26 protein-coding genes are annotated in these 24,568 nt (G+C 42.9%); 6 read left to right on the plus strand and 20 right to left on the minus strand.

Annotated elements, in window-relative coordinates; genetic code table 11:
- Window positions 1-22: 22 nt before the first annotated feature.
- Window positions 23-199 (minus strand): general stress protein, encoded by a 177-nt coding sequence (locus RT644_RS10285; protein WP_020457308.1) that lies wholly within the window; start codon window positions 197-199, stop codon window positions 23-25.
- 393 nt (window positions 200-592) lie between these two features.
- On the opposite strand from RT644_RS10285, the gene wrbA reads away from it, so the two are divergent.
- Window positions 593-1,189 carry an NAD(P)H:quinone oxidoreductase gene (gene wrbA / locus RT644_RS10290; RefSeq protein ID WP_020457307.1) on the plus strand — a complete coding sequence of 199 codons (597 nt, stop codon included), beginning with the start codon at window positions 593-595 and terminating at the stop codon, window positions 1,187-1,189.
- Between the two features lie 20 nt (window positions 1,190-1,209).
- Window positions 1,210-1,437 (plus strand): YccJ family protein, encoded by a 228-nt coding sequence (locus RT644_RS10295; protein WP_017456265.1) that lies wholly within the window; start codon window positions 1,210-1,212, stop codon window positions 1,435-1,437.
- A 42-nt stretch (window positions 1,438-1,479) separates the two neighbouring features.
- On the opposite strand, the gene agp is transcribed toward RT644_RS10295, so the two are convergent.
- Window positions 1,480-2,718, minus strand: a complete 1,239-nt coding sequence (agp, locus tag RT644_RS10300) for a bifunctional glucose-1-phosphatase/inositol phosphatase (protein WP_313626556.1) — start codon at window positions 2,716-2,718, stop codon at window positions 1,480-1,482.
- 152 nt (window positions 2,719-2,870) lie between these two features.
- On the opposite strand from agp, the gene RT644_RS10305 reads away from it, so the two are divergent.
- Window positions 2,871-3,317, plus strand: coding sequence for a helix-turn-helix domain-containing protein (locus RT644_RS10305; RefSeq protein WP_313626558.1), 447 nt, complete (start codon window positions 2,871-2,873; stop codon window positions 3,315-3,317).
- 133 nt (window positions 3,318-3,450) lie between these two features.
- Window positions 3,451-4,233 (plus strand): SDR family NAD(P)-dependent oxidoreductase, encoded by a 783-nt coding sequence (locus RT644_RS10310; protein ID WP_097407805.1) that lies wholly within the window; start codon window positions 3,451-3,453, stop codon window positions 4,231-4,233.
- A 56-nt stretch (window positions 4,234-4,289) separates the two neighbouring features.
- Here RT644_RS10310 and RT644_RS10315 read toward each other — a convergent pair whose 3' ends face one another.
- Complete coding sequence (locus RT644_RS10315) at window positions 4,290-5,024, minus strand: YnfC family lipoprotein (protein ID WP_313626560.1); 735 nt, start codon at window positions 5,022-5,024, stop codon at window positions 4,290-4,292.
- A gap of 30 nt (window positions 5,025-5,054) precedes the next feature.
- Here RT644_RS10315 and RT644_RS10320 point away from each other — a divergent pair, with 30 nt between their 5' ends.
- The gene (locus RT644_RS10320) at window positions 5,055-5,246 is read left to right on the plus strand and encodes a hypothetical protein (RefSeq protein ID WP_313626561.1); all 192 of its coding nucleotides are present in this window, start codon (window positions 5,055-5,057) and stop codon (window positions 5,244-5,246) included.
- 31 nt (window positions 5,247-5,277) lie between these two features.
- On the opposite strand, the gene RT644_RS10325 is transcribed toward RT644_RS10320, so the two are convergent.
- Window positions 5,278-6,660 carry a diguanylate cyclase gene (locus RT644_RS10325; RefSeq protein WP_020457302.1) on the minus strand — a complete coding sequence of 461 codons (1,383 nt, stop codon included), beginning with the start codon at window positions 6,658-6,660 and terminating at the stop codon, window positions 5,278-5,280.
- Window positions 6,661-7,051: 391 nt separating this feature from the next.
- On the opposite strand from RT644_RS10325, the gene RT644_RS10330 reads away from it, so the two are divergent.
- Window positions 7,052-7,645, plus strand: a complete 594-nt coding sequence (locus RT644_RS10330) for a helix-turn-helix transcriptional regulator (RefSeq protein WP_045506820.1) — start codon at window positions 7,052-7,054, stop codon at window positions 7,643-7,645.
- A 64-nt stretch (window positions 7,646-7,709) separates the two neighbouring features.
- Here RT644_RS10330 and RT644_RS10335 read toward each other — a convergent pair whose 3' ends face one another.
- From RT644_RS10335 to RT644_RS10410, 16 genes are all read right to left on the minus strand, one after another.
- Window positions 7,710-8,711 carry a hypothetical protein gene (locus RT644_RS10335; protein WP_313626562.1) on the minus strand — a complete coding sequence of 334 codons (1,002 nt, stop codon included), beginning with the start codon at window positions 8,709-8,711 and terminating at the stop codon, window positions 7,710-7,712.
- A gap of 16 nt (window positions 8,712-8,727) precedes the next feature.
- Window positions 8,728-9,654: an ACP S-malonyltransferase gene (locus RT644_RS10340; protein ID WP_313626563.1), complete on the minus strand. Its 927-nt coding sequence runs from the start codon at window positions 9,652-9,654 to the stop codon at window positions 8,728-8,730.
- A gap of 11 nt (window positions 9,655-9,665) precedes the next feature.
- On the minus strand, window positions 9,666-11,033 hold the full coding sequence (locus RT644_RS10345; protein ID WP_313626565.1) for a hypothetical protein: 1,368 nt from the start codon (window positions 11,031-11,033) through the stop codon (window positions 9,666-9,668).
- A 17-nt stretch (window positions 11,034-11,050) separates the two neighbouring features.
- Window positions 11,051-11,788, minus strand: coding sequence for an outer membrane lipoprotein-sorting protein (locus RT644_RS10350; RefSeq protein WP_313626751.1), 738 nt, complete (start codon window positions 11,786-11,788; stop codon window positions 11,051-11,053).
- A gap of 56 nt (window positions 11,789-11,844) precedes the next feature.
- Window positions 11,845-13,149, minus strand: coding sequence for an ABC transporter permease (locus RT644_RS10355; protein WP_313626566.1), 1,305 nt, complete (start codon window positions 13,147-13,149; stop codon window positions 11,845-11,847).
- 6 nt (window positions 13,150-13,155) lie between these two features.
- On the minus strand, window positions 13,156-13,812 hold the full coding sequence (locus RT644_RS10360; RefSeq protein ID WP_313626567.1) for a hypothetical protein: 657 nt from the start codon (window positions 13,810-13,812) through the stop codon (window positions 13,156-13,158).
- Window positions 13,796-14,503, minus strand: coding sequence for an ABC transporter ATP-binding protein (locus tag RT644_RS10365; RefSeq protein ID WP_044489609.1), 708 nt, complete (start codon window positions 14,501-14,503; stop codon window positions 13,796-13,798). Before RT644_RS10365 ends, RT644_RS10360 begins: the two co-directional genes overlap by 17 nt.
- The gene (locus RT644_RS10370; protein ID WP_313626569.1) at window positions 14,503-15,495 is read right to left on the minus strand and encodes an ATP-binding protein; all 993 of its coding nucleotides are present in this window, start codon (window positions 15,493-15,495) and stop codon (window positions 14,503-14,505) included. Before RT644_RS10370 ends, RT644_RS10365 begins: the two co-directional genes overlap by 1 nt.
- Window positions 15,496-15,506: 11 nt before the next feature.
- Window positions 15,507-16,718 carry a beta-ketoacyl synthase gene (locus tag RT644_RS10375; protein ID WP_313626570.1) on the minus strand — a complete coding sequence of 404 codons (1,212 nt, stop codon included), beginning with the start codon at window positions 16,716-16,718 and terminating at the stop codon, window positions 15,507-15,509.
- Window positions 16,719-16,722: 4 nt separating this feature from the next.
- The gene (locus RT644_RS10380) at window positions 16,723-19,281 is read right to left on the minus strand and encodes a beta-ketoacyl-[acyl-carrier-protein] synthase family protein (RefSeq protein WP_313626571.1); all 2,559 of its coding nucleotides are present in this window, start codon (window positions 19,279-19,281) and stop codon (window positions 16,723-16,725) included.
- Between the two features lie 101 nt (window positions 19,282-19,382).
- Window positions 19,383-20,543: an aminomethyltransferase family protein gene (locus tag RT644_RS10385; RefSeq protein WP_313626573.1), complete on the minus strand. Its 1,161-nt coding sequence runs from the start codon at window positions 20,541-20,543 to the stop codon at window positions 19,383-19,385.
- Window positions 20,544-20,573: 30 nt separating this feature from the next.
- Window positions 20,574-20,855 (minus strand): acyl carrier protein, encoded by a 282-nt coding sequence (locus RT644_RS10390; protein WP_020457289.1) that lies wholly within the window; start codon window positions 20,853-20,855, stop codon window positions 20,574-20,576.
- A 3-nt stretch (window positions 20,856-20,858) separates the two neighbouring features.
- Window positions 20,859-21,425, minus strand: a complete 567-nt coding sequence (locus RT644_RS10395) for a 3-hydroxyacyl-ACP dehydratase FabZ family protein (RefSeq protein WP_020457288.1) — start codon at window positions 21,423-21,425, stop codon at window positions 20,859-20,861.
- Window positions 21,426-21,428: 3 nt separating this feature from the next.
- Window positions 21,429-22,184 (minus strand): SDR family NAD(P)-dependent oxidoreductase, encoded by a 756-nt coding sequence (locus RT644_RS10400; RefSeq protein ID WP_313626752.1) that lies wholly within the window; start codon window positions 22,182-22,184, stop codon window positions 21,429-21,431.
- Window positions 22,177-22,569, minus strand: coding sequence for a holo-ACP synthase (gene acpS / locus RT644_RS10405; RefSeq protein WP_045507240.1), 393 nt, complete (start codon window positions 22,567-22,569; stop codon window positions 22,177-22,179). Before acpS ends, RT644_RS10400 begins: the two co-directional genes overlap by 8 nt.
- Before the next feature lie 19 nt (window positions 22,570-22,588).
- The gene (locus RT644_RS10410) at window positions 22,589-24,232 is read right to left on the minus strand and encodes a ShlB/FhaC/HecB family hemolysin secretion/activation protein (protein WP_313626574.1); all 1,644 of its coding nucleotides are present in this window, start codon (window positions 24,230-24,232) and stop codon (window positions 22,589-22,591) included.
- Window positions 24,233-24,568: the final 336 nt, after the last annotated feature.

Raw genomic sequence — 24,568 nt, forward strand, 5'->3', positions numbered from 1 at the left:
TCAGAGCTGTCAGCCGCCATTGTTAGCTGCTGTTGCGGCTACCATGGCTATTTTTGCCCCCTTTTTTACCGGCTTCTGAGGCGCGCTGGGGATCGTTTTTGAAATTCCCCCCGCTCTGCTGGCCACCTTTACGGCCTGCTGCTGATGCTCTTTCACGGTCTTCAGCAAAGTTACCTGATCCACCACGATGGTTTGCCATGCTTACCTCCAGATGAGTGAAATATCAGACATCATACTGCGTTCAGTAAAAGAGGATTCTTTCACCGCACGGTGCAAAGGCAGAGCCTTTATCTGCGCCGTGTGGAACTAAGCTTAGTGGAAGGAAAGCATTCAGCCAGTGAATGGTAATATTCTGCAACAGCTTGCGCTGCCAATAGCCCTCCTTCCCTAAGCGAAACTGATAACTTCCTCTTAACTCGCCAAAAATCTGTCGCGTTTATATGTGACAAATTGTAAGTGTCAGAGTTTTATTTTTTAAATTGTTATTTATCAAAGAAATGGCGCTCTCATTTGCACTCTGGCTATCACGTCATACGCTTAAAAAGAACGCAGCGATCTGCTGCCGTAAATCATCAAATAAGGAGTGAGGCAAATGGCCAAAGTATTGGTGCTTTATTATTCAATGTATGGACATATTGAAACGATGGCGCATGCCGTTGCCGAAGGTGCGCAAAAAGTGAATGGCGCGGATGTGGTCATCAAACGCGTACCGGAAACCATGCCGGCAGAATTATTTTTGAAATCAGGCGGTAAGACGCAAAACGCGCCAGTCGCCACGCCGCAAGAGTTGGCTGACTACGACGCCATCATTTTTGGTACTCCGACGCGCTTCGGCAATATGTCCGGACAGATGCGAACGTTCCTTGATCAGACTGGTGGGTTGTGGGCCTCGGGCGCGTTGTACGGCAAGCTGGCGAGCGTCTTCAGCTCCACCGGCACCGGCGGCGGCCAGGAACATACAATCTCGTCAACCTGGACTACCCTTGCACATCATGGGATGGTGATTGTGCCGATTGGCTACGCTGCCCAGGAGTTGTTCGATATTACGCAGGTTCGCGGAGGCACACCTTATGGCGCAACAACCATTGCCGGTGCCGACGGTTCCCGACAGCCCAGTGATGAAGAGCTGGCAATTGCCCGTTATCAGGGCGAATACGTTGCGGGCCTGGCAGTAAAACTCAACGGTTAACCTTCCACAGGAGGAGAGAGATGCCAACTCAAGAAGCAAAAGCCCATCGCGTTGGTGAATGGGCCAGTTTACGTAATACGTCGCCGGAAATTGCCGAGGCGATCTTCGAACTCGCCGATTATGACGAAAAGCTGGCAGAGAAAATCTGGGAGGAAGGCAGCGATGAAGTGTTGCTACGCGCCTTTGAAAAAACCGATAAAGATTCTCTTTTCTGGGGCGAACAAACCATAGAACGGCAAAATGTGTAGCATCCGGCTCCCCCGCTATCGCGGGGGAGCACTTCGTTTCGCTTATTTCGCCGCGTCGCGCATTACCGCGTTGAACTTATCAATCGGACAGAACCCTTCTTTATCTACCGGGCAGCCGTTTAAGGCCAGCGTGACACGCTGTGCCGGGGATTTCAGGGTTAATGCTTCGGCTTTGCGCAGTTGATCGCGGCTCTGATAAACATATTCAATCTTCATCAGATCGCGATTACCCGCCGTGTCATGCCAGCGCTGGAAAACGATCTTCCCACCAATCGGCGTGCGTTCGTTCTGGTCATGCAGTTGATAAGGTTTGAAATCGAGCGCCGTGAGCAACGAGGCGATGTTGGAGTCATGCCCCACCAGCAGGGTCAGTTTTGGCGCCCGGCCAGCCTCTTCCACCAGCGTTTTGTCGATGTATTTCACCAGCGGTTTTGCCACGTTACGCGCCACTTCCGGCGAGGTGAACAAGGTATCCTGGTAGCTATTTTTCAGCTTCGACAAAATATTCCATTGCTGATCGGTTTTGATTTCGCCCCACGCCACCTGGTCCATTGGAAACCCTTCGTAGTACTGCAAGGTGAACGCATCCACCAAGGAGTTCCCCACTTTCAGTGGCCCGGAAACACCCGGCTCCTGCTGATATTTCGCGCTGAAGGTATCGGTGCTATCTACCAGTGAGCATTGTTGTTTCTCTTTACAGGCCGGTGACTGCTGATAGCGGGTGATTTTTTCCAGCAGTTTATAGCTCTCTGCCAGCGCATAGTGCTGGCGCTGAGTTTCCATCGCTTTTACCGCCTGCTGGCCAAACGCGGCAGACTCGTCCGTGATCACCGGATTAAAGGTCGGATCCATGGTGCCCATTTTTTCCTGGTGATGTACCGGGACATCACAGCCAGGAAACGCGCCATTGATAAAGAACTGCGCCGTCGCGACAGTGCGTTGCAGACTGTTAGCCCACGCGTAAACACTTTCTGGCGACGGGCACTCTCCCGCCGCAATGAGCTTCTGCTCCGCGAGCCATTCGCGCATATAGTGCCCCATATACACTTCCAGCACGCCGCCTTTGGTGGTCAGCTCCCCGCCGGGCACATCCCACTCGGGCCATTTGTTGGGTGTTGATTGCTCCAGCACGCTGCCATTATTCGCCAGCGGTGCACGTAAGTTATGACGACTCATGATCAACACTTGTTGTAACTGATAACCCTGTGGTGCCGTTTGCGCCATCGCGGCGGGGAGTGCCATGGTGGCGGCAATTGCGCTAAGCCAAAAAACCGTTTTCATTATGCTTTCCTTATTTTTCTACCCGAAATTAGATTGTGACACATTCATGACAACTCACGCGCATAAGATCTGCGGAGTGTGCACTGGCGCAAAAAGCGGTGTGAAGCCGCGCGATGTGGTTTTATAATTAAACCGCTAACCGGAGAACCGCGATGAAACGTACCCGCTTTGAAGAAACTTTCTGCCCTGTTGCTCGTTCACTGAATATCATTGGCGACTGGTGGTCGTTACTCATTGTGCGTGATGCACTAGCAGGCGTGACGCGGTTTGGCGAATTCCAGAAAAACCTGGGTATTGCCAAAAACATGCTGACTGCACGTCTTAAATTGCTGGTGGATGAAGGGATTTTGCGCACGCAACCAGCCTCTGACGGCAGCGCCTGGCAGGAGTATGTGTTGACGGAAAAAGGCCGTTCCCTGCAAACGGTGCTTGTCGCTCTTTCCCAATGGGGACAGGAGTGGTTGTTCGGGCAGGATGAGCCCGCCAGCGTGCTGGTCGATAGCCAAACGCATCGGCCCTTACAAAAACTGGCTCTGCGCGCCGAGGATGGCCGTGAGTTGCAGCCAGAGGACGTGCGGCTGCGAACTACCAAACTCTGACAATTCAGTCTGTTACCTCAAACAATTATCAAATCGCACTTTTTGCCGCCTCATTTGGTTGCATTATAAAACCAAATATCGGAAGCTCAATTTAGTTTTATGATAAAACCATTTAACAACGAGGTAAGAGAAAATGACAACTGCCCTGATTACCGGCGCCTCTTCAGGGATTGGCGCCATCTATGCCGATCGTCTTGCGGCCCGTGGTTACGACCTGCTGCTGGTTGCGCGTCGCGGCGATCGCTTACAAGCACTTGCCGACGATTTGCAGCATCGCCATGGCGTAAAAATCAGCACACTGGTTGCCGATCTCAGCAAGGCTGAAGGAATCGAGCAGGTTGAAACGGTTTTACGTGACGATACGACGATAAGTCTGCTGGTAAACAATGCCGGTGCAGCAAATCTTGCCCCTATCCTCAGCAGCGGTGCCGATCAACATGAAGCCATCAACACGCTGAATACCACGGCGCTAATGCGTCTGACACTGGCAGCGTTGCCGCGTTTTGTGGAAAACAACCAAGGAACCATTATTAATATTGCTTCAGTCGTTGCTTTCCATGCTCGTGCAGGCAGCGCGGTCTACAGCGCGACGAAAGCCTGGGTACTTAATTTCACCCGTGGTTTGCAGGAGGAGTTTGCCGGAAGTAATCTTCGCATTCAGGCCGTACTGCCAGCCGCGACCGCGACCGAAATTTGGGGGCATTCCGGTATTACACTTGATGCGCTACCCGAAGGCTCGGTAATGACCAGCGAAGATTTGGTCGATGCGGCACTGGCAGGTCTTGACCAGGGAGAACTGGTCACGATTCCGCCAGTCGAGGATTTACAGCTGTGGGATAACTGGGAAGCAGCGCGGCTGGCGCTGTTTAGCGCTTCGCGCAATGGTAAACCTGCCTCACGCTACGCCCGCGATTAACATTTACCGGTAGTTTGTAAATAAAGCGGAGCCACTGGCTGGCTCCGCTTTATTACTCAGTAAAAACTCGCGCGGGTGGCGATCGTCATATGCGTCACCGCATCCCCGCCGTTTGCCGGGGTGACATTGAAGTGACAAAGAACCGGAACTTTCCTTTCGTCATACTGGCATTCACTTACCGCAGTAAAATTGAACCGGGCATCAAGCGCAGATTCATTGACCATCGTATAATCAAGCGGTTTATTGATGCTATCAGGGTAGTGAATGCTGGTTGAGGAGGCGACGAGATCGCCAGAGTAATATTGCACCTTTTTGATATTGCCACCAGTGTCGTAGAAATGATCGGTAATTTTTAGTGTCCGCAGCATTGTCTCGCCCAGCAGGCCTTGCGCATTGGTTTTATAATCAAGATGCCCCTCACTATCATCACGACTCATTAAATTACATTTTTCATCCAGCCCAAAAGCGACAGGTTTGCCATTAAATGTCCCTTTTAACGCTTTTCCTTCATGGACCAAATTCATATGGCTGTTATCGGACTTACCATCGCGACGTAACGCCTGTACGCAGCCCTCGGCAGATAACGCCACATGGAGCGTATAAACCTCGTTGCCTTTATCATCGGTTCCAGTGGAATCGATGGTTTTGACATGTCCTTTGATCGGGTTGAAATCGAGCAGTATCGACAGATTTAACAGTACCGGAATATAGGTTTGCTGCGCGCAGGCTACCGTGGTGGTGAGCCCAAGCGAGAGGGCCAACAAATAAGAGCAAATTTTCACTTCTGCCATCCTTTGACATGAAAGTAAAAAGAGTAACAAATGCGGATGATTCAGCAAGACCAGAAAGAGGAAAATCTGAAGGCAAACAAAGCCAGCGTGGCTAAAAAGCGGTTAATATGTCCGCGCATGTTGATGATCGTCAAAAACATTCCTGCTCCAGGTACAGCAGCACAGATTAATTACACTGCTTCACCTTTTCGTAAAAAACGAAAAGAAGCGCTAAACGGGTAAAAATAATATACCGCCAATTCATCCGGACAATTCAACCAGGCTCTTTCCATAATTCGACGCGATTGCGACCCTTATTTTTTGCAATATAGAGCGCCTCATCAGCGACCTGAATTAAACGTTCGTAATCAGGGTGACCACTATACATTGCCGCCCCGATAGAGAGAGACAATGCAATATTATCCCCAGAAGGCGAAACAACCGTGATCTTTTCAACACGGCTACGGATGCGCTCAGCAATACGCAAAGTATCAAACTCCGTCGCCTCGGTTAAAATAATGACAAACTCATCACCACCATAACGAAAAACATAATCACTGCTGCGCACATTGTCATAGAAAGCGCTGGAGACTTTGCGTAAAATCTCATCGCCAGTATGATGCCCCCATGTATCGTTAATCTGTTTAAATTTATCAACGTCAATAATTAATACAGACAACGGTGTATTCATGCGCTTGGCATGTGCAATTTCGCGTTTAAATATCGTCGGCAAGAAACGTCGATTAAGAAGTTTAGTCAGCACATCCATTCCGACTTCATGCCGGGAAACTTCCTCAAACAATTCACGTAACATGGTAATAATCTGCGAAACGGTGTTTCTTATTTGAATTAAAAATTTTATGCGCAGTGTTCGGTTACTTAATGCTCTGGGTGTATTGCGCGTATTGCGGAATACTTCATCCAGGTCCTGAATGAGGCGTGAGATATGTCCCACTTCGGCAATACCGCTAAAATAGTGGCGGCCTTTATGGTTAAACCACAGGCCAAAGTCTGACTGACTGAAAGTCAGGCTATTACCCAAATCAGCATCCAAAATGATTTTGTAGATAAGATCAATTTCCCAGCTTAGCAACGCAGCAGTCTGACGTTCCTTCTCTTCTTCTGCGTTCTCAAGCAAAGTGAAAATGCGATAATTCTCATCTTCTTTCGCAGAATTGTGTTCAGTAAAGGTAAAAGCTCGTGACATCACTTCCATGGCAAGATCAATACTGTTAATGGCGTAATGGTAAACTTCAAGTTTCTCTGCTGGGCTGTGAGTTGACGAATTGATCACCGGAAAGAGTATTTTTTTAAGAACCCGGAAGCCCATTTCGACGATTTCAACCGAAATACCAATGCGCGCATGAATGGAAGCAACGTGTTGCTGAACGGCGATAACCTTATCGATATCATCAACCTGGCAAGTCAACACATCGATAATCCACGTCTCCAGTGCACTTTTAAGGCGTCTTTCTACTTGATCATTGGAAAGGAACTCCTCCGCATGAGGGTCAATCAGAACGATACGGTAGAATTCCTGGCTCAGAATATGCGCATGCGTTTTGCCAACTTCTGCAACTAAAAAACGAATACGTTCATCTGTTTTATCAATGAGATGAGTCCACTCGCTTTTAATCAATTTAAGATAATTTTCCATTACTTAAACCCTTACGATAGTTAACGCGCTCTCTGCTTGCCCTCATCAGTGTGCTGAATATCGCAAGCCGGAAACTCACAACAAACGTTGAATGTTCTCCAGTCTTTTTTAAAAAAACGAAATAATATGCCAAGAAAAAAACGTTCTACAAGATAAAAAAATAAATACTACCTGAAATGCATCACTAACAACTCAATCATTTAAAACAACAAAATCAAGTAATGCACCCAAGAAGTATAGACTGCAAATACGCAATTACAATCCACCCTGTAACTAACCTTATCTTATTACAAGGTCTTATTTAAGACTATTTAATTACAGGTTCCACTCCTGACTACCTATAATCCAGGAATTATCTCCCGAATTATTCAATACGATATCGAGCAAACACATGAAGATTTATACGATCAGTGACGATGTTTATTTCCAGAATGGAATTATTTCATTAGCCAAGTCTAAGGGATGGGACATAGTTGCACATGAGTTAGATTCCTCTCTTACTAACCAACTAACACCTGATGACGTCGTAATCCTTCATCTGGATGTAAAGAACAGCACCTATGCGAAAGCAATCTCACCGCTTAATAAAGTCTGTAAATTACTGGTTATTTTAGGTGCAGCGAGAGATATTGTGATTAATGATGCTGATCTGGTCATCAAATCCAGGGACTCGCTTCTTGAAATAAGTCGAGCTATTAGAGCTGTGGCAAAGAAGAAAAAAGAACTTTCGATCAAAGAGAGTGACCTCAGTGATATCGAGAATATTATTCTCAAAGAATCACTAAAAGGCAAAAACATCCACCTGATAGCTAAAACACTCAATATACCGCCAAAAAGAGTTTATGCTTACCGCAACAAGGCGTGCAAAAAATTGGGAGGCAAAAAAATAAGTGACCTACTTCTGATAAGGGATAAACTACTTGAAGAATCATCAACTTTTTTCACCTCACCTACCAGTATAAGAGAACTGGATTACAGCTTTTAAAACATGCAAGCAAAAGATTATTACCGCCTGTAGTGATATAGATGCTACAGGCGGTTTATTTCTATCACCAGAGATGAGTCTGTTTGTCGATCGTCCCCCAGCGGAAGTACATGTCACACGCCATCAGAAAATCCCGATGCCAAAGCGCGTAAACGTGCAAATAGTTAAAGCCAATGCAAGGTAAAAAACAGATCAGAAAATAGATCTCAAACCAGAGTTGCCATCCGGACCATGCCAGCAGCATACTAACGAAAATGATCCATACAAACTCTATGAGCAGTAACAAAAGAATTCTCAACCAAAAAGGTTTTTCATAGAATGCAGGCCATGGCAATGAAACTGAAAAGTAAAAATCAATTTCTTTTAAAAACAACCTACCGAGAAAGATATAACGTTTCGACAACCGTGTAAAAAGCAGATTCATCGTCAAAACAATACAACACGCAATAAACATTGCGATCACTACCCTGGCAGAGAAAACGCCTGCCCGCTGCGAAAAATCCGCCTCATGTTTCAAAGGCGAAATCGTCAGCAAATTTAAAGCGACACCAAGTAAAAGATAGGCAAAAATATAGCGATAAAGGTGTTTATACTTCACCTTTTCAACCGCTGCTGTTGCTACCTGCTTAATATAACTGGTCCTTAAGTTCCGAAACACACCGTAAATAAAAATCGGTGAAATTGCCAGCAAAGGAATCAGTACATACATTGCTGGATGAACTAAAAAACTGCTCCATATGATTAACCAAAAAACGACAGCAAATAAAATACTGGCAATAAATGGGTGAGAAAACGATGCATCTGTTTTGCTAAGTTTACTCCCAGAAAAAAAAGAGAAATCAATTGCTTTTGTAACGCATTTGTATGCCCAAAAAGCTTTAAGTTCATAAATTGAGTTAAAGAATAAAATACCCATAATACCGCTGAGATAATAAGTGTCATTTTGATTAAATTTATAGCCATTATTCTTCCAATAAAAACCAATCATAATAAAAACGACAATGAAGAGAAACGGCAGTATTTTTTTGTCCTGAATGCGTATAAATTTGAGATAGTCTGGAATCACAATAGCACCATTATATTTAAAATAATCCCCTGCAATGCAATGTCATCTCAGGTTTAAAGTTTACAAAATCCATTAATACTTTCCCAAGATAAGCTTTATGGCTAATTTCGATAAATAAGGTCGGTTTTTTATTTCCTAAAAAAAGCGACATGGAATCCGCCCATTTAACAGTATGTGTCAAATGCAAGGAGAGGTTTTCTTTGATCTTTACTGGTTCAGTTTCTGCCCTCCCCGTCACATTCATGACGACATCGTGCTGGGGTGGGCAAATTTCAGCGTCAGACAGATATTTGCGCATTAAGGGTACGCCTTCGGCCATCAAACGCGTGTGCCAGGCACCGCTTACGCCAAGCTTCACAGGCTCATGGCCAGCAGCACGGAGCTGACGTGAGAACTCATTAAGAGCAGCTATCGTTCCGCCAACCACTTGTTGCCGGTGGCTATTATCACAACTGATATCGATTGGTAGCTCAGATTCATTAATCATTTGACTGAGAGCGGTATTATCTATGCCTCTTACCGCCAACATATAGCCTTTATATTTTTTACTAACCTCATCCATAACCTGCGAACGAAGATGGATCAGGCGGAACAAATTTTCCAGTGTTACTGCTCCGGCAGCATAAAGAGCGCTATATTCTCCGACACTATGCCCGCATGAACCTGTAACGCGCATGTCCCCAAGTTTGTCTTTACAAAGGGTGTAGAGCGTTATATTCATCGCGGTTACAGCAATTTGTTGTACCGTAGTCTGGATCAAGCGATTCATTGGTCCTTTTAGACATAATCGCCTAATATCCATACCCGAAATATCACTGGCGCAATCCCAGATAGCACATGTTGTTTGATTTATATTCCATAAATCTGCCCCCATACCGATAACAGGATTACCCTGGCCAGCAAAAAGAAAAACAACAGGCTGTGAAGTCTTATTTAAATCCATAGATAATATCCTTATAAATGATATTCAAACCCCAGATACAAACCAATCGTTCTACCAAAGTGGGAGAATTCAGCATCTCTTGAGCCAAATGCTGAAAACATACCAGCATAACCTTCCACTTTTCCGTCAAAATAATTAAGCGGTGTTGAGTAGTGCACACCTACTAACGAACCGTAATCCATCATATTGGTAATAATATAAGGTTGCAGGCTAGAGCCACCTTTGAAAGCTAAACTTGCATACGCATTAATGTAGTGTTTTCCCTGTAGGTTTCCTTTATTTGCAACATTACTAATTTCTGCCCCCATAAGGTATTTATACGCGTCAAACACCTGATCTAATGCAGCATACTGATTTTTGGTATTGAGGTAATCGACAAAATTCATTTGCTGGTGCCACTCACGTGCGGAATATCCTTCGCTTTGAAAGTAGTATTCCATGCCAAACAAACTGAAGTTATCGGTTGTGTACTGCCCCCCTATCGCCAACTCAATACCCTGTTTATTTTCGGTGGCATAGAGCGAAGAAGGAAAAACGTAATTTTGCACCGCAGCAGCCCTTTGCTGTGAAAAATGCCGCCATTGCTGGGCTGAGTGCAAGGCAATCTCAGCATTGATAATCCATTGTGGTGTGTAATTAAAACTGTCAGCTAAAGCAACAGAGCGAGATTCTCCTGACATCACATTAATTGACGGCGTATGATTTTTAAGACGATATTCTGTATAACTTAACAGATAGCGTTCACTGGAATTAGAGCGTTGATCAGCAGACCAATTGCCTGACGACTCATAGCGCTTATTTATTCGTGCTAATCGAGGTGCGACAGTGAAAGCCAGACCGTAATCCCTTGTATCATGAATAAGGCTCGCTCCCCAAAATGATTCAGCATAAACCGATTTCATTGCCGGAGTATAAAGGCGGTCATTTTTGAATCCCGCATAGTAATTAGTTAGCAGAGCCGATGGCGATTTAAGAAAGAAAATACCCGGTTTATCTCTGAGCTTACCGACTTCCAGACGAATGTTGTCAGAGGCTATAAACGTAAGTTTAACCTGATTCAGTAGCATTCGTGAACGATGGTTATCCTTATCAAACTTACCAGGTGCTCGCCATGGATAATAAGTTAATCCATAAAGTGATAGATCTAAATTGAGCCGTTCCTCTATAAGCGAACAATCACTGCCGAATTTCACACCTGCGCTATTATTAACATTATCTTTTACATAGGCGTTCTTACCTTCAATATTCCATATCGATGGTTTCTTTTTTGTATAAGAGCCTTGTAACGATAGTGTGACATCAGCTTTTTTTTGTATATCTGAACCAGAAAGACAATTTGCAGAGAGACTAACAGGTAACAATATGAATGACAAAGTCACCAGATTTATGCGGCAACTCACTTAACACCTCGCTGGATATATTCCCGGGTAAAGTTAGATTCCGGTAAAGACTCGAACCTGACATCGCTGTACTCCATAACAGAATAACCTTTACTATGCTTTGCATCTCGCACAATGATTTTCATTGGTCGCATTTCCCCCAGTACCATTTGAAAATTTTGGTACTGGACTGTTTTAAGCAGTCTATCGTCCATCGAATAATAAGATGCCTGATATGGGTGATAATTTTCTTTTTCAACCAGATAGATAATTTTTGGGTATGTCACTGCATCCGATTTACGCAGTAAGACGAGTTCGTAGCAGATCGATTCCCCGCAGGGCCTATCTTCCGTCAGCGTTGCGCTATAGGAATATTCAAAGTTGGTCACGATTACGTCACCATTTGAAATCTGTCCGACCAATCTTTGTTCTCTCGATATAGGTATAGGTCGTCGAAGGGTTGGCGTATAAAACCAAAGATCATACCAATCAGATAGCATGATATTACCCTTATCCCTTGGCGGATAAATAAACCGAGCTAATGAGCGAGCATCAGCCGGCATTCCTTTTTCAGGCTTCATAAATCGCATCGAGATATCAAGGATCTGTTTATTTTCTTCTTTTTCTACACCATCTTTGTACTCAAGCACTGTAACGGTATATCGAAAAGGTTTATTGGGTGAGCGAATTTCGTCAGCTCGCCGAATAATATCCAGCGCACCGACCGCAGCTATCGCACTGGCATTTGCCATCATAAAAAAAACAGACACAATAATGGTTCGAAAACTAGCGGCACCAATCATACTCAACCTTAAGAAAATTTAAATGCATCTGATATATTTAACCGGGATGCTCGTAACGCAGGTAATATTGACGCTAACGAGGAGGTTAGCACAGGTAATACAAACGTTAGCCATATCAACTCGGCGTTATTAGTTTTAATGAAAGCAGTATAACCTTGCGTTTGCCCGGGAGAGGGAGGCATGGCAATACCATGTAGATTAATGATACCTGCTAGAATAAAGCCGATGGCAAGACTACCTATCGCACCGAGGATCCCAATATATATGCCTTCCAGCAGGAATAACCGCGAAACATGAAATGGCTGTAAACCTATAGCCCGTAGCGTGGTGATTTCTCGTGTACGCTCTATAATATTCATCGTCATCGCATTACTGATCATAAATATTACGATGAGGACCACGATAAGCTTAATGAAGAAATAAATACCAGAGAGTAACCCCTCCACTTGCTGATAAAAAATAGAAGTATCTTTCCAACTTTTAACGATCAATGGCAAATGATGTTCATCAATAAAATGCCGCAAATTTTTAATAAAAAGATCTGTATTATCTTTTTTAAGTAAGATTAATACTTTACTTACACCATCTGAACCCATCAATTTTTGTGCTGTCGCCAAAGGCATTTTCATCGCAACATCATCATAATCTTTAATTCCTGAGGAAAAGATGCCACGTAATTTCAATGAAAGTGCGCCCTGACCACCATGGGTGTTGACTGTCATTATATCAAGCCAGTCACCGTAATTCGCATTTAGCGTTGCGGCAAGTCCTTCCCCGAGGGTAACTTCATTGGTTTTCACTCGCGATAAATCACTCCCAGAAATAATTTTATCGAATGAACCGAGCTTTAATGATGGCAATGGTTCCACACCAAACCCTGAAAAAAAACTGGAGGTTTCATTTTCGTATTGTGATACAACGCCGCTAAACTCCAGTTGTCCTGAAATAGTTGAAATATCATCAGATAACTCATGATCGCTGAGGATTTTTTTTTTCAGGTTTGCATAATCTGCAATCAGGCTGCGGCTTTTATTGGATGTCTCAAAATATTTTGGATTATAGATCTGTACGTGTCCGATATTTGTTCGAATTGTCTGCTCCTTCAAAATCCAAAAAGAATAGTCAATAAACCCACCATATAAAAAAATAGACACACCACCCAGCATTATGGCAATCATTGTTGAAAGTGTTCTTTTTTTATGCCGGAACAAATTCAAAAAAGAAAACTTTGCATCCCTGAATTTAAAAAGCAGACAATAAAGGACAAAACAGATTATCACAACAACAGCTATATTCATTAAAGGTATATGCATGCAGATTTACTCACCTTTGAGTAATGGAATAACAACCTGGGTAACTTCATTCATATCCCACTCTGGTTCAGTGTGGAATTTAGTATTCAGGTACTTCGCATCCCCAGAACTTTTCGCCTTTATTTTTTTCATTAGCAATTCAGCCTGCTGAGGCTGATTGCAACTCACCAGGGCTCTATAACGCATATACTCGATATGATTTACAATATCTTTGTCGAAAACATTTTTTCCCCTTAATAACCGCTCGGTATCATCGAGTGTTACCACGCAACGCCCTATGACAGCAGGTAAATACGCGTCGATGCGCGCGCGTAGATATCTAATACGGGGATTTTCTTCATGTGTATCTACTGCTTCATCAAGATAAAAAAAGCCCGTTTTCGCATATTCCGAAGCATGGATGAAATCATTAACAGCCGAAAAATGATTCGCCTGGCGCAACATTCCATAGGAATAAAAAATCAGCGATGTAACGTTCTTCGTTTTTTCAAACTCCTGAAAAAGCGCCTGTGTCGTTTTCGCTAACGCATCGGATTGCTCAGGAAGGCCGTGCTGTATCACTTTATCGACCTCCGGAGCGGTCATCGCATCAGCACTATTCGCTACCACCGTACAGGCCAACCCCACCCAGAGTGGCCAATAATACTTATGCACCTGAGCCATGTACTAACACTCCATCTTTAATTTCAATTACCCTCCCGGCCCTGTCTCTAAGCTGGGTTGAATGCGTGGAAATAACAAATGTGGTACCGGTCTGCTGATTTATTTTCATTAACAAATCTAAAATGGCTTCCCCTGTCGTTAAGTCCAGATTGCCGGTCGGTTCATCGGCGACAACGACTTTGGGATCATGCGCAAGCGCGCGGGCGATCGCAACGCGCTGCTGCTGCCCTCCCGATAATTGACCAGGTTTGCGATCAACTAAATGGCCGAGCCCCACGCTGTCCAGGAAATGTAAAGCGCGCTCTTTTGCTTCTTTCTTATTGAAATGTGCATTCAGAATAAGTGGATAAAAAACGTTATCAAAAACACTGAGTACCGGAATGAGGTTAAAAAACTGGAAAATAAATCCTAAGTACTTGCTTCGTACATACGCCAACTGTTTTTCGGGCATTTCATTAAGAACATGATTAAGAAACATGACAGTCCCCCCGGATGGCGTATCGATGCCAGAAAGGATATTGAGCAACGTGCTTTTCCCACTACCGGAAGGCCCACACAGCGCCACAAACTCACCTTTATTAATTTCAAGGTTAATATTTTTAAGCGCATCAACCTTATTTTCACCAGAACCAAAATGCTTATAAATATCCTGCATAAATATTGCTGGAACTTCTTTTATTGTGTTGCTCATCAATCACAACTCCGCCGAAAACAGGTATCAAAATAACTATACCCGCCGAAATTATCAGCTAATATTGTGCGCATTTTTTTTGAAAGACCCTTGTTATTTAGTAGATATTCCCAACTCAGCGCAGGTGTAAGACAACCACTCGCCCCATAAATATCGTTCAGATCGATAAAATCAATGCCAGTTTGCTGCGTTATTCGCATAATATTATCTTTCCTGGCCGAAATGGTAAGCAAATCACCTTCCGACAGGTCCTTCATCATCTCACGTTGAATGTCATCAATATTATTGTTAGCGACATAATTACCGCCACTCACTCTTAGTGCACTTTCGCGCAAACTAAAAATAAAACATCCTGTCCGTTCAACAGAGAGTTGCATGCCATTTTTTTGCTTCGATTTAGCGCCACCTTTCATACCAAAAATATCTTCATCCGAAAAAACCAATACAGGGATCGCTCTGTATGCTCCGCATATCACGACAAAATCGAAAACTTTCCAGTGTAGATAATCTTGTGCCAGTTGCATCGCCTGTACTAATGCAAATTTCTCCCCACGAACTTTGCACGTTACGTTTTTGATAGAGAATTTCTTTAATATGTTTTTAGGCAACGTATCAATCATCGAAGTATGCAGCGCGCTGGTAATATTTTCAAAAACAGATGATTCTCCCCATGCATCAATATAAATAAAAGCAGTACGCGACTTAAGCAATAACATACGATCTCTTGGGGTCATCTGCTGTAATGCAACATCAGCAGCTTGCTCCATGGATTCTATATAATCCATATAACGCGGTTTACGTATCATTTCCCGCGCATAAGTTTCTTTATCAGTGCCGAATCGCTTAAATGCCCAGCCGCTTGCGGAAGTAGATTTAAGAGCCTGATTATACAAGTGCGATTCCCAGGCATTTAACCAGTGAGGTGCATAAAAATAGAACTTATCGTCTGGTTCCAAAAGTGAAAATGACGACAGATATATCTCATTTTTCATATCTACAAATCTCAAACACGGGTATCTGACATGACAACACCGATAATTGACCCATCAACACCAAGCCCCGTCTTCAGCAAATGTTTTTTTTCATGTTTAATGGCGCCGATGTCCGTCAACAGCTGACTTGCTATCTCTTCAATAATGTCATCGTTACTTACCGGAGTAAGTAATTCGCATTGGCGGAGGGAATGTTCACCAATAATCAAATCGACGATCCCTGAGCCTGTTGTGGTGTAACCCAGTTGTCCTTTATAAGCGAGAACAGGAACAGGTTGCTTGTCTGAAAGCATTGCGATTGCTTTGGCTTCTGCTTTATCACTGTTTAACGAACCATTGCCATGAGGAATAATTGCGCATAAGTCACCGAGACCAATATTTGCTTCATCTAATATTTTACTGATTACTTTAATAATATTAGAGCTTAACCAGGCTGAATCATTACTGCGGCTCGCGCTAATTTGCGCATATGCAGATTTGAGCCGCACCCCACCGTTTAATCCTCTGGCCTGCCGATGTTTTTTGCTCTCAAGTAATATGACGCTGAACCCCTCTGAAAATAAAACTGATCTACTGTTTTGACCAAATGGCTGTACTGATTCGCTATCAAGCATTGATTGGTTTTCAAGAAACCAGATATCCTGCGTTTTAATTTTTGAACAATTAATTACGCAAACAAGATCTGCCCCGTCACTATCAATCGCCTGGCAACCAAGATGAACCGCAGTTAATGATGAATTACTTGTGCAATGTAAATTAGGCGGAAGATAGTTTAATCCATATTTATGCGCAATATTATAGGAAAGTTCGTCCTGCGACATATTTTTAGCATGAAGACGGCTTATTGATGGTGAACATTTTAGATCCTCAACATCATTATGGTCATAAAAGGATTTATAGTCTATGCCATCAACACGTGGCCCTAACCCGGTTAAATATACCCTTACCCTTTCACCTGTAAGCGCGCTTTTGTCAAGATTAGCCCGTGCCAGTGCATCATCGATTAATCGATATAGTAACGCTAATGGGCTATCATCTCTTTGCTCCAGCTTTGCGACGCGCTTATTCGCTTTAAACCCACATTTCAGCGCTACTTCTTCAGAAGCAAACCAATAAGTTTCATTAACACGCTTACCAGCACGAAGATTATTTATTAATTCACTATAATTTTCAGCAAAGGGTAAATGTAGACTGTAGCCTGCAATGATAGCCGCATTATCCATTGCACTATTCCTTAATCACAAATGCATAATAGTTTCCACCTTCTGTTGCCCCAACCAGCAACACATGCTTAAGCGTTAAATTTTGAGGACTCCGTACGAAGTTTATACGTGAGTCGAAGAACGCTTGCGTATAAGGAATGGCCGGCACTGATTGCTTTTTAATACAATCAATGACAACTAAAAGATTGAGCAACCCGGCAGATGAAGCAACGAACCCGAAATAAGCGTTATAGTTAACGACCGGAACCCGTGGATTCTCTTTCTGGAAGATGCTGTAGATAGCGTCGATTTCAATTTGCGAATTTTCTTTACTGCCATTACTGGTGCCGCAAACCAAATCGATATCTGCTGCACTGACACCGGCATCATCAAGTGCGCGCTCAATTGCCAGAGACATTGCTGACGATTTTTCACTCAATAACGATGCATCAAAGTAGCTATTACTGCTGGATTTACCGTAGCCAGCAATTTCTGCCATCACCTCGGCACCACGCGCAACTGCCGCATCCGGGTCTTCCAGTAATAACATGCACGCACCTTCGCCGGGAATGAATCCCTTTGGCTCCTCGCCATAGATTTGATAATCATTGACATCAGAAGTCATATGGATTTTCTGTGTTAGCGCATCCATATAAAGAGACAGTGAGGGGAAATATTCATCAGCGCCGCCCACTATCACATGGGGTTGCAGGTTTTGCCGGATAATCTCATAACCATAAGTTAATGCGCCGAGCGCCGCATTCTCGCCGGTAGCAAGTGTGGTGGTATAGCCTTTAATGCCTTCAGAAATGCCGCAGAAAGTGGCGATCGAATTCATTAGCGAGCCAGGAAACTCAGAGGTGCTGACTTTCCGCGGATCGGGTTTCAGACTCTGCAAATATTTATAGGTTGTCTCCTGAGGGCCACGAGACATCCCCATGATCATACCGAGCTCTTCGCCATCACGTTTTATTTTACGTTTCGCCATATTCAACGATTCAGACAGCGCAACAAGCGCAAACGTCCCGCCACGCGTTGCCTTTCGGGCATCAAAACGGCGCAGATGTTTACGCGGCTCCAGCCCCATGATCTGAAAGGTTTTAAAATCCGGCTCCTGTTCCGGAAACGTTCCGGTGCTCATGGCAGCTTCATCGCCAAAAATTTCTTCGAGTTGATTTGTGGCAACCAGCACTCTCAGTAATTCCCGCGCTTCTGCCAGGGTGTCATCAGGAAACGTGACACCACCTAACACGGGTACGTGATTTTTTTGCCAGACATTGCGCAAAATATCATTAACCGTGTGACCAATCGCCGTTACAGCTCCTACGCCAGTAATAGCCACACGCTTACTGTCATATTGACTGACCGGCACTGTCCCTGGTTTTGTACTCACCACCATGCAGCAGTTATTTCCACCAAATGCATAGTTATTTTTCATAAAAATATTAATTTCTTTTTCTCGAAACTCATTAGCGACATAGTCCAGGTCGCAATTTGGGCGCGCAATTGAGAAATTGAGAGTCGGTAAAACTTTATTTTCAGGCAGCGTTACCAGACAAGCGATAAGCTCAACAATGCCTGCAGCACCAATGTTATGGCCGAAATAAGATTTTGTTGAACTGACAAGCAAATGATCGTTATCAGGAAACACTTTCTTCATCGCCAGCGTTTCAATACGGTCATTCGCTTCTGTACCCGTACCGTGTGCATTGACGTAATCAATTTGTTCCGGTTTTACACCAGCATTCTCCATGGCTTTAAGCATGACCTGTACCGCTCCACTGGCTCGCGGGTCCGGACCCGTTTCGTGGTAAGCATCGCAGGAGGTTGCGTAAGAGAGAATTTCACCGTAAATTTTGGCTCCGCGTGCGATGGCATGTTCATAATCCTCCAGTACCATCGCACCAGCACCTTCACCGATAGACATGCCAGACTGACCTGAAAAGGGAGTGCAGGTGCTGGGATGCATCACGTTCAATGCGTAAAACCCAGCAAACGTTGGCAGGTAGATAGGTTCTGTACCGACAGCCAGCATGGTCTTACTTTTACCATTTTGGATATAGTCAAAAGCCATACCGATCGCGTTAGGGCTGGCTGTACAGGCCGTTGCCACCAACTCCCCGCCACCTTTGAGACCTAAGAGTGTCGAAACACTTGAGCAGCAGGAAGAAAATCCCCCCGAATAAATAGCCTTGCGGAGCGAGAAATCATCCATTCTCTGCTCAAAAATTGGCAGAAACGCTTCAGTTCCGGCGGAAGAAACGCCGACAATTAATCCTGTCTCATCAAGGCAGGCTTTATTACCAATAAGCCCGGCCTGGGTCAGCGCATCCTTGCCCACTTTGTATGCCCATAATGCAGCATTATCCAAAGAGTGGATAATATTTTCAGGGAGCTCTGAATAATCTATTTCCTGAAGGACTTCAGCTGCACGGGCATTTTCAAACCACGTTGCAAACCGCTCACTGTTGCCGACACCATTTTTTTTATCAAAGAGCGCCTGTTTAAAATCTTCAATAGTTTCGGCCAGGGATGACAAAATCCCCATACCTGTAATTACAACGCGTTTCCTGTTCGTTTTCACCGCTATCCCCCGGAGTAGAAAATCTTTGTATTCATAATAAATAGCCAAAGTAAAGCGACATATTTATACCTGTCGCCTTACTTTCGTTTTAATTATTAGAATTACACAATTCGCTTTGACTTTGACGGATCAATAAAACTATGTTCAGCCGGATTGATGAGCATACTTAAGTTATATAAAAAAGGTACGCTTTTTGTTCTCGCTGGAATATGTTTTTCTGACGTTAAAATTTCAAACCCTGGGAGATCCGCTAAAGCATAATCATTGTCAATCAAAGCCAGTGCGATAAAAGATTGTAACGCAGGGGAAAAAGCGGATTTTACAATAACGCCAACCTCTTTCCCCTCTACTAAAACTTTATCATCAGAATTGATTCCACTGCACTCTGCAGTCGGGAGCATACCAATGAGTTTACGCTCAGCCAGATTATGGGACTGTGGCTCAATCACTGACTTGCCAATAAAATTTTCTTTATCGTATTGAATTGCCCACTGCATTTGCAACTCAATCGGGTTTTGGCTATAGCCGGAAAAAAGACTTTCATCCCATCCGGTATTCTCAAGACGAACAATATCCTGGTATTGGATGCCACCTGTTTTTAATTCGTATTTTTCACCAATTGAAAGGATGGTTTCCCATAATTTTACCAGGGAAGCCTCCTGGCCAATGGCCATATACGCAAATTCGCCATGCTTCCCACAGCGGAAAATAATCAGGTCATCGGCCTCATTAATGTACTCAAAGTAAGGTAAGCCAATAATGTCGTAGCCATATATTTCTGACATAACTTCCCAGGAGTAAGGCCCTTCCAGCATAATAGCGCCCCAACCGCTATCTGCCATAGACTTAATCTCCGGGCGTTCAACAATATCGTGTGCTTCATCGCTCTCTAAAATTGATGTAAGGCGCTCAATTAACTCCGGTGCCGGGATGTTTTCTGAAAGGATGTAATAACCGTCCGGGGTACAGAGAACATATATGTCCCCGCGGATGGTACCATCCTCATTTAATACCAACGAATAGATACCTTGCTCATCGCGAATAATTGAGATATCAGCTGAGGCCATATGATTTACCAAAGCCCATGCATCATCTCCCATTACGCTAACGATAGCCATATGTGAATAATCGACAAGCAGTGCATTTTCTCTGACTGCTTTATATTCAATGGCGAGATCATGATATGCTACAGGAACTGTGCGCTTATTATAAATGCCCATTCTGGCATTGTTTTCCAAATGCAAGTCATTAAGAGACTTCATAAAACCTCTTCAGGTAAATTGTTCAAAAGGTCAGGCACGTTTTTTTGTAATAACAAATGTTGCCAAATTATTAATGCTACGCATATAAGAAGGATCGTCTCCTTCACTTACTTGTATATCAAAGACCTTATCAAGCAAAACAATAATTTCGGTCGCGTCTACTGAATCCAACTTTAAGCCGTTACCAAATAATGGCGTATCGTCATCAATTTGCGTTTCATCTCGTTGAATATTCAATCGTTGGATGATTTCCGTTTTAATTGTGAAAAGTACATCTTTACGCTCCTGGATATTATCATGCATAGTTGTCATTGCTTATGTTCCATTAATGGTATATTTCGCTTCACGGTAGTTAATTATTGTTCCTTGGCTAATCAATTTTTTACCAACGTTAGCCGTCACGGAATAGTGCATAAATCCAGTTGGATCTGAAAACGCCAACTTGCTTGTAACCTCAATCGTATCGCCTGGATAAGCAATATCTTTAAACTTTAAATTCTGTGCTGCTAATACGCCGCGCACTTGTGAGCGCCTTGCCCTGATAATATCCAACAATTCTTGCTGATGGATCTTCGCATAAATATCTCGTAAGTTTTTCAATTCGATGCCAAACTTTTCAAAATAAATATCGCATACATCAGTAATAAATGAAAAATACTCACTTGCCTGACCAAATATCTCTGCAATAAGAACACCGGGCATGATAGGGTCATCAGGAAAGTGGCCAAGTAAATAGGGTTCGTTATATGTAATATGTTTTACGATCTGCACATACCCATTTTCCCCATATTTATAATCATCGATTCTGTCGACCATTAGTAAGGGCTGTCGCCACCCGCCCATCTCAAGAAAAATTTTAGAAGGAATAGAATATCTGGACATAAATCACCGCATTACCAGACCGCCATCGATCACGATGGTCTGGCCAACAATATAACTGGCAGCAGAAGAACTTAAAAAAACAATTGTATTCGCCACTTCCTGACACTTTCCCAGACGCTTCAAAGGGATTGAGTTCGTTACCTCGCGCACTACGGTACGAGAAACTTTCTTTACCATCCTCGATTCAATCATTCCAGGAGCAACAGCATTCACTCGCACACCCCGAGGAGCTAATTCTGCGGCTAATGTTCTGGTAAAACCGAGCAAAGCGCCTTTTGAAGCACTGTAATTGACCTGACCTATACTTGGAATTACTGCTGCTATAGAAGAAACATTGATAATCGCTGGAGTTTCAGAACATCGCAGCAGCATTAAAGCTTCCTTCGTTAATCTGAAAGTGCTCAGCATATTTGTATCTATAACAGTACTAAAATCCTCAAAAGTCATTGAGGCAAAAAGACTGTCTTTAACAATGCCTGCGTTATTCACTAATACATCAATCTTTGTGACTTTAGCATTAAAATATTCCATTAATATAGCCACCTTTTCAGAATCAGCTATATCACATTGCAATATATTTAATCTTTGCCCTGCGGGGTTAGTTTCTTTTAAATTGTCTAAACGATCCGCATTTGTATTATACAATGCATAAACTTCACACCCTTGTTCCAGAAATTTTTCGCAGATGGCAATGCCGATGTCGCCACTGGCTCCTGATATTAAAACTGTTTTGCCTTTTAGATCATTATATTTATACATTTCCATTACACGCAATTGAGTTAACAAGAGATACTGCTACGGCATGAGTGCGACAATGCGATATGCTAAGTGACACATTAATAACACCGTTTTCCTTTATTACCTCACCCAATCTCCCAGTAAATAAAAAAGAGGGGCAGCCAAATTCATCATGATTTATCTCAATATCTTTAAAGCACACCCCATTCCGAAACCCACAACCAAGCGCTTTAACAATTGATTCTTTAGCGGCCCAAAATCCGGTTGCCCTTTCAAAATCCGGTTCATTTGCATTAATTTTCATTATCTCTTTTTTTGTAAATACGCGTTGTAAAAAAAACTTGCCGCCATTGTTAATCGCGTTAGTGATCCGTTCCACTTCAACGATATCAGTACCGATACTTATCCCTAAATTTATCATAAGATTACAGTTGATAAGTTACATTAAAATTAGATATAAATTGATCTTCAACGAGACCAGTCGGGTACATTAAGGGAACTGATAAAGAGATATCATACCCGAGTGATTTAACTGTTCCTTTAATCCCAAGAATTGTTCCAACTATCCTTTTCCCATCAAAAGTATTTTGTGGGTATATTTCACCAGAAATCTGACCATAATCCGCGCCTATATATAACTCAGAACTGTAATTCCCGATAAGGAAATGTAATGTATTCTGAATATAGTACCCTTTATTGCCATCTAATCCTGTGCTGGTTTCAAACCCTCTAACGTTCCAACGATTACCTATTGTAAATTGATCTTGTAATGTTAACGGCGCTGGCGAAAATTGAGCCCCCATATTCAATTCATAATAATAGTGTAAATACTCACCGTTGAACCATTTCACATAATTTGTAGTCAGATTAAAAATTTGGCTTTCCGTACTCACGTCCCCTGACACCATATCCGGCGTTTTTTCACCACCCAGCCAAGTCATAAAACGTTGCCAGCTAATGGAGGAGTCTAGTGTCGCATCCTGGAAATTTTTTTTAAAAGTTAGTCCAAGGCGCAGATTGCTCATATCTCGTTCTTGCAGTGCTAAATCTACGCCACCTAATTGATAGGTAGATTTACGCCTTAATAATTCTATATTCCCTGTTATTTTTTTATCCATGTTGCGGAAAAGAGTTCGGGTTCCTTTCAAACTAAGGTATTGATTTTTTCCTTCATAGTCTAAATCCCAATAACTCAGCCCAACACGCTGGCGAGACATACTACTACTGTAGAAAAGTTCATAATCCCAAAAACCTACTGGTAAGCTATAAAAAGCACTGATGCTTTTATATTGACCTGTTGTACTGCTGGTACCAGACAAATAGAAAAGATCGCCAAGCTTTGCAGAGTTGTACAAATAGCCTGAAATACCAGTAAGTATCTTTCCTGTGCTTCTGTCGCCCCAGTCGTTGTATGTCGTTCTGATATTCCATAATTTTGTACGATTAGTATTGATAACAATATCGCTACGGCCGTAGCGACTTCCAGGCACGATATTAATCTTTACATCAACACCAGGCACCTTCTGTAAGTTCTCCAGCCCTTGTTCAATATCTCGCAGATTAAGAATATCACCTGATGTAAAAGGCAGGATCCAACTTCTGATATCGTCATTTTCAATGATCACTTTATCGATCCTTCCTGCTAAAATTTTCAGCTGTAATTTTTTTGCCTTTACATTTTGTACTGGGATATCCACTCGTGTTGTTACATATCCAGCCTTTATATAATAATCCTGCAAATAGGTCGCAATATACTCAATACCTTTCGTCCCAAGACAACTGTTCGAGACCTCATCTTTTATATTTCGAATGGTTTTATTATCCAAAAATTCGTTTTCTAAGATAAGTTCTGATATAGGGTAACAGCCTTTTTCAGAGGGTAATTCAAATTCGATAATGTTTTTGTCTTTAAGCTTAGAGAAAACATCTTTTTTATCAATCTGATTTTCCTGGGCGATGTTATTATCATTTTTTTTCTGATCTTTGGCTAGTCGTTCCAGCTGAGTATCAGCATGTGCACGAATACTACATAGCAAAATGAAAGCTAAAAAGTAAAATTTGATTTTCATTACCTCTAGAAAATTAAAACTACAAGAACGGCTAACACGTATAATTATCTTCATAACAACAGCCAAAACAACTTAATTATTCTTAAAGATCAAAAAAGAACATTCGTTAAAAATAAAATATTTTTAACGTGGCGACATTATTGACACAATGTATAATCATTAATTATGTTTTGAATTAATTAACCCTTAATATCATCAAGAACATCATTGATGCCTTCGACAACCAGTTTCGTTTCTAATATAACGCTAAAAAACCTCTTCCGTAGCGGCTTTCCCCGTCTGCCTTAAGCACCGCATTATGAATCGCTACTCCATTAGCATCAAACAATCATATAT

Source organism: Kosakonia sp. (genome assembly GCF_032104925.1).
GTDB lineage: Bacteria > Pseudomonadota > Gammaproteobacteria > Enterobacterales > Enterobacteriaceae > Kosakonia.

Bases quoted from the DNA above. Each gene is read 5' to 3' on its own strand.
- RT644_RS10285 (WP_020457308.1), bottom strand. From the start codon at position 199: ATGGCAAACCATCGTGGTGGATCAGGTAACTTTGCTGAAGACCGTGAA.
- wrbA (WP_020457307.1), top strand. From the start codon at position 593: ATGGCCAAAGTATTGGTGCTTTATTATTCAATGTATGGACATATTGAA.
- RT644_RS10295 (WP_017456265.1), top strand. From the start codon at position 1,210: ATGCCAACTCAAGAAGCAAAAGCCCATCGCGTTGGTGAATGGGCCAGT.
- agp (WP_313626556.1), bottom strand. From the start codon at position 2,718: ATGAAAACGGTTTTTTGGCTTAGCGCAATTGCCGCCACCATGGCACTC.
- RT644_RS10305 (WP_313626558.1), top strand. From the start codon at position 2,871: ATGAAACGTACCCGCTTTGAAGAAACTTTCTGCCCTGTTGCTCGTTCA.
- RT644_RS10310 (WP_097407805.1), top strand. From the start codon at position 3,451: ATGACAACTGCCCTGATTACCGGCGCCTCTTCAGGGATTGGCGCCATC.
- RT644_RS10315 (WP_313626560.1), bottom strand. From the start codon at position 5,024: ATGGCAGAAGTGAAAATTTGCTCTTATTTGTTGGCCCTCTCGCTTGGG.
- RT644_RS10320 (WP_313626561.1), top strand. From the start codon at position 5,055: ATGCGGATGATTCAGCAAGACCAGAAAGAGGAAAATCTGAAGGCAAAC.
- RT644_RS10325 (WP_020457302.1), bottom strand. From the start codon at position 6,660: ATGGAAAATTATCTTAAATTGATTAAAAGCGAGTGGACTCATCTCATT.
- RT644_RS10330 (WP_045506820.1), top strand. From the start codon at position 7,052: ATGAAGATTTATACGATCAGTGACGATGTTTATTTCCAGAATGGAATT.
- RT644_RS10340 (WP_313626563.1), bottom strand. From the start codon at position 9,654: ATGGATTTAAATAAGACTTCACAGCCTGTTGTTTTTCTTTTTGCTGGC.
- RT644_RS10350 (WP_313626751.1), bottom strand. From the start codon at position 11,788: ATGATGGCAAATGCCAGTGCGATAGCTGCGGTCGGTGCGCTGGATATT.
- RT644_RS10355 (WP_313626566.1), bottom strand. From the start codon at position 13,149: ATGCATATACCTTTAATGAATATAGCTGTTGTTGTGATAATCTGTTTT.
- RT644_RS10360 (WP_313626567.1), bottom strand. From the start codon at position 13,812: ATGGCTCAGGTGCATAAGTATTATTGGCCACTCTGGGTGGGGTTGGCC.
- RT644_RS10365 (WP_044489609.1), bottom strand. From the start codon at position 14,503: ATGAGCAACACAATAAAAGAAGTTCCAGCAATATTTATGCAGGATATT.
- RT644_RS10370 (WP_313626569.1), bottom strand. From the start codon at position 15,495: ATGAAAAATGAGATATATCTGTCGTCATTTTCACTTTTGGAACCAGAC.
- RT644_RS10375 (WP_313626570.1), bottom strand. From the start codon at position 16,718: ATGGATAATGCGGCTATCATTGCAGGCTACAGTCTACATTTACCCTTT.
- RT644_RS10385 (WP_313626573.1), bottom strand. From the start codon at position 20,543: ATGAAGTCTCTTAATGACTTGCATTTGGAAAACAATGCCAGAATGGGC.
- RT644_RS10390 (WP_020457289.1), bottom strand. From the start codon at position 20,855: ATGACAACTATGCATGATAATATCCAGGAGCGTAAAGATGTACTTTTC.
- RT644_RS10395 (WP_020457288.1), bottom strand. From the start codon at position 21,425: ATGTCCAGATATTCTATTCCTTCTAAAATTTTTCTTGAGATGGGCGGG.
- RT644_RS10400 (WP_313626752.1), bottom strand. From the start codon at position 22,184: ATGTATAAATATAATGATCTAAAAGGCAAAACAGTTTTAATATCAGGA.
- RT644_RS10410 (WP_313626574.1), bottom strand. From the start codon at position 24,232: ATGAAAATCAAATTTTACTTTTTAGCTTTCATTTTGCTATGTAGTATT.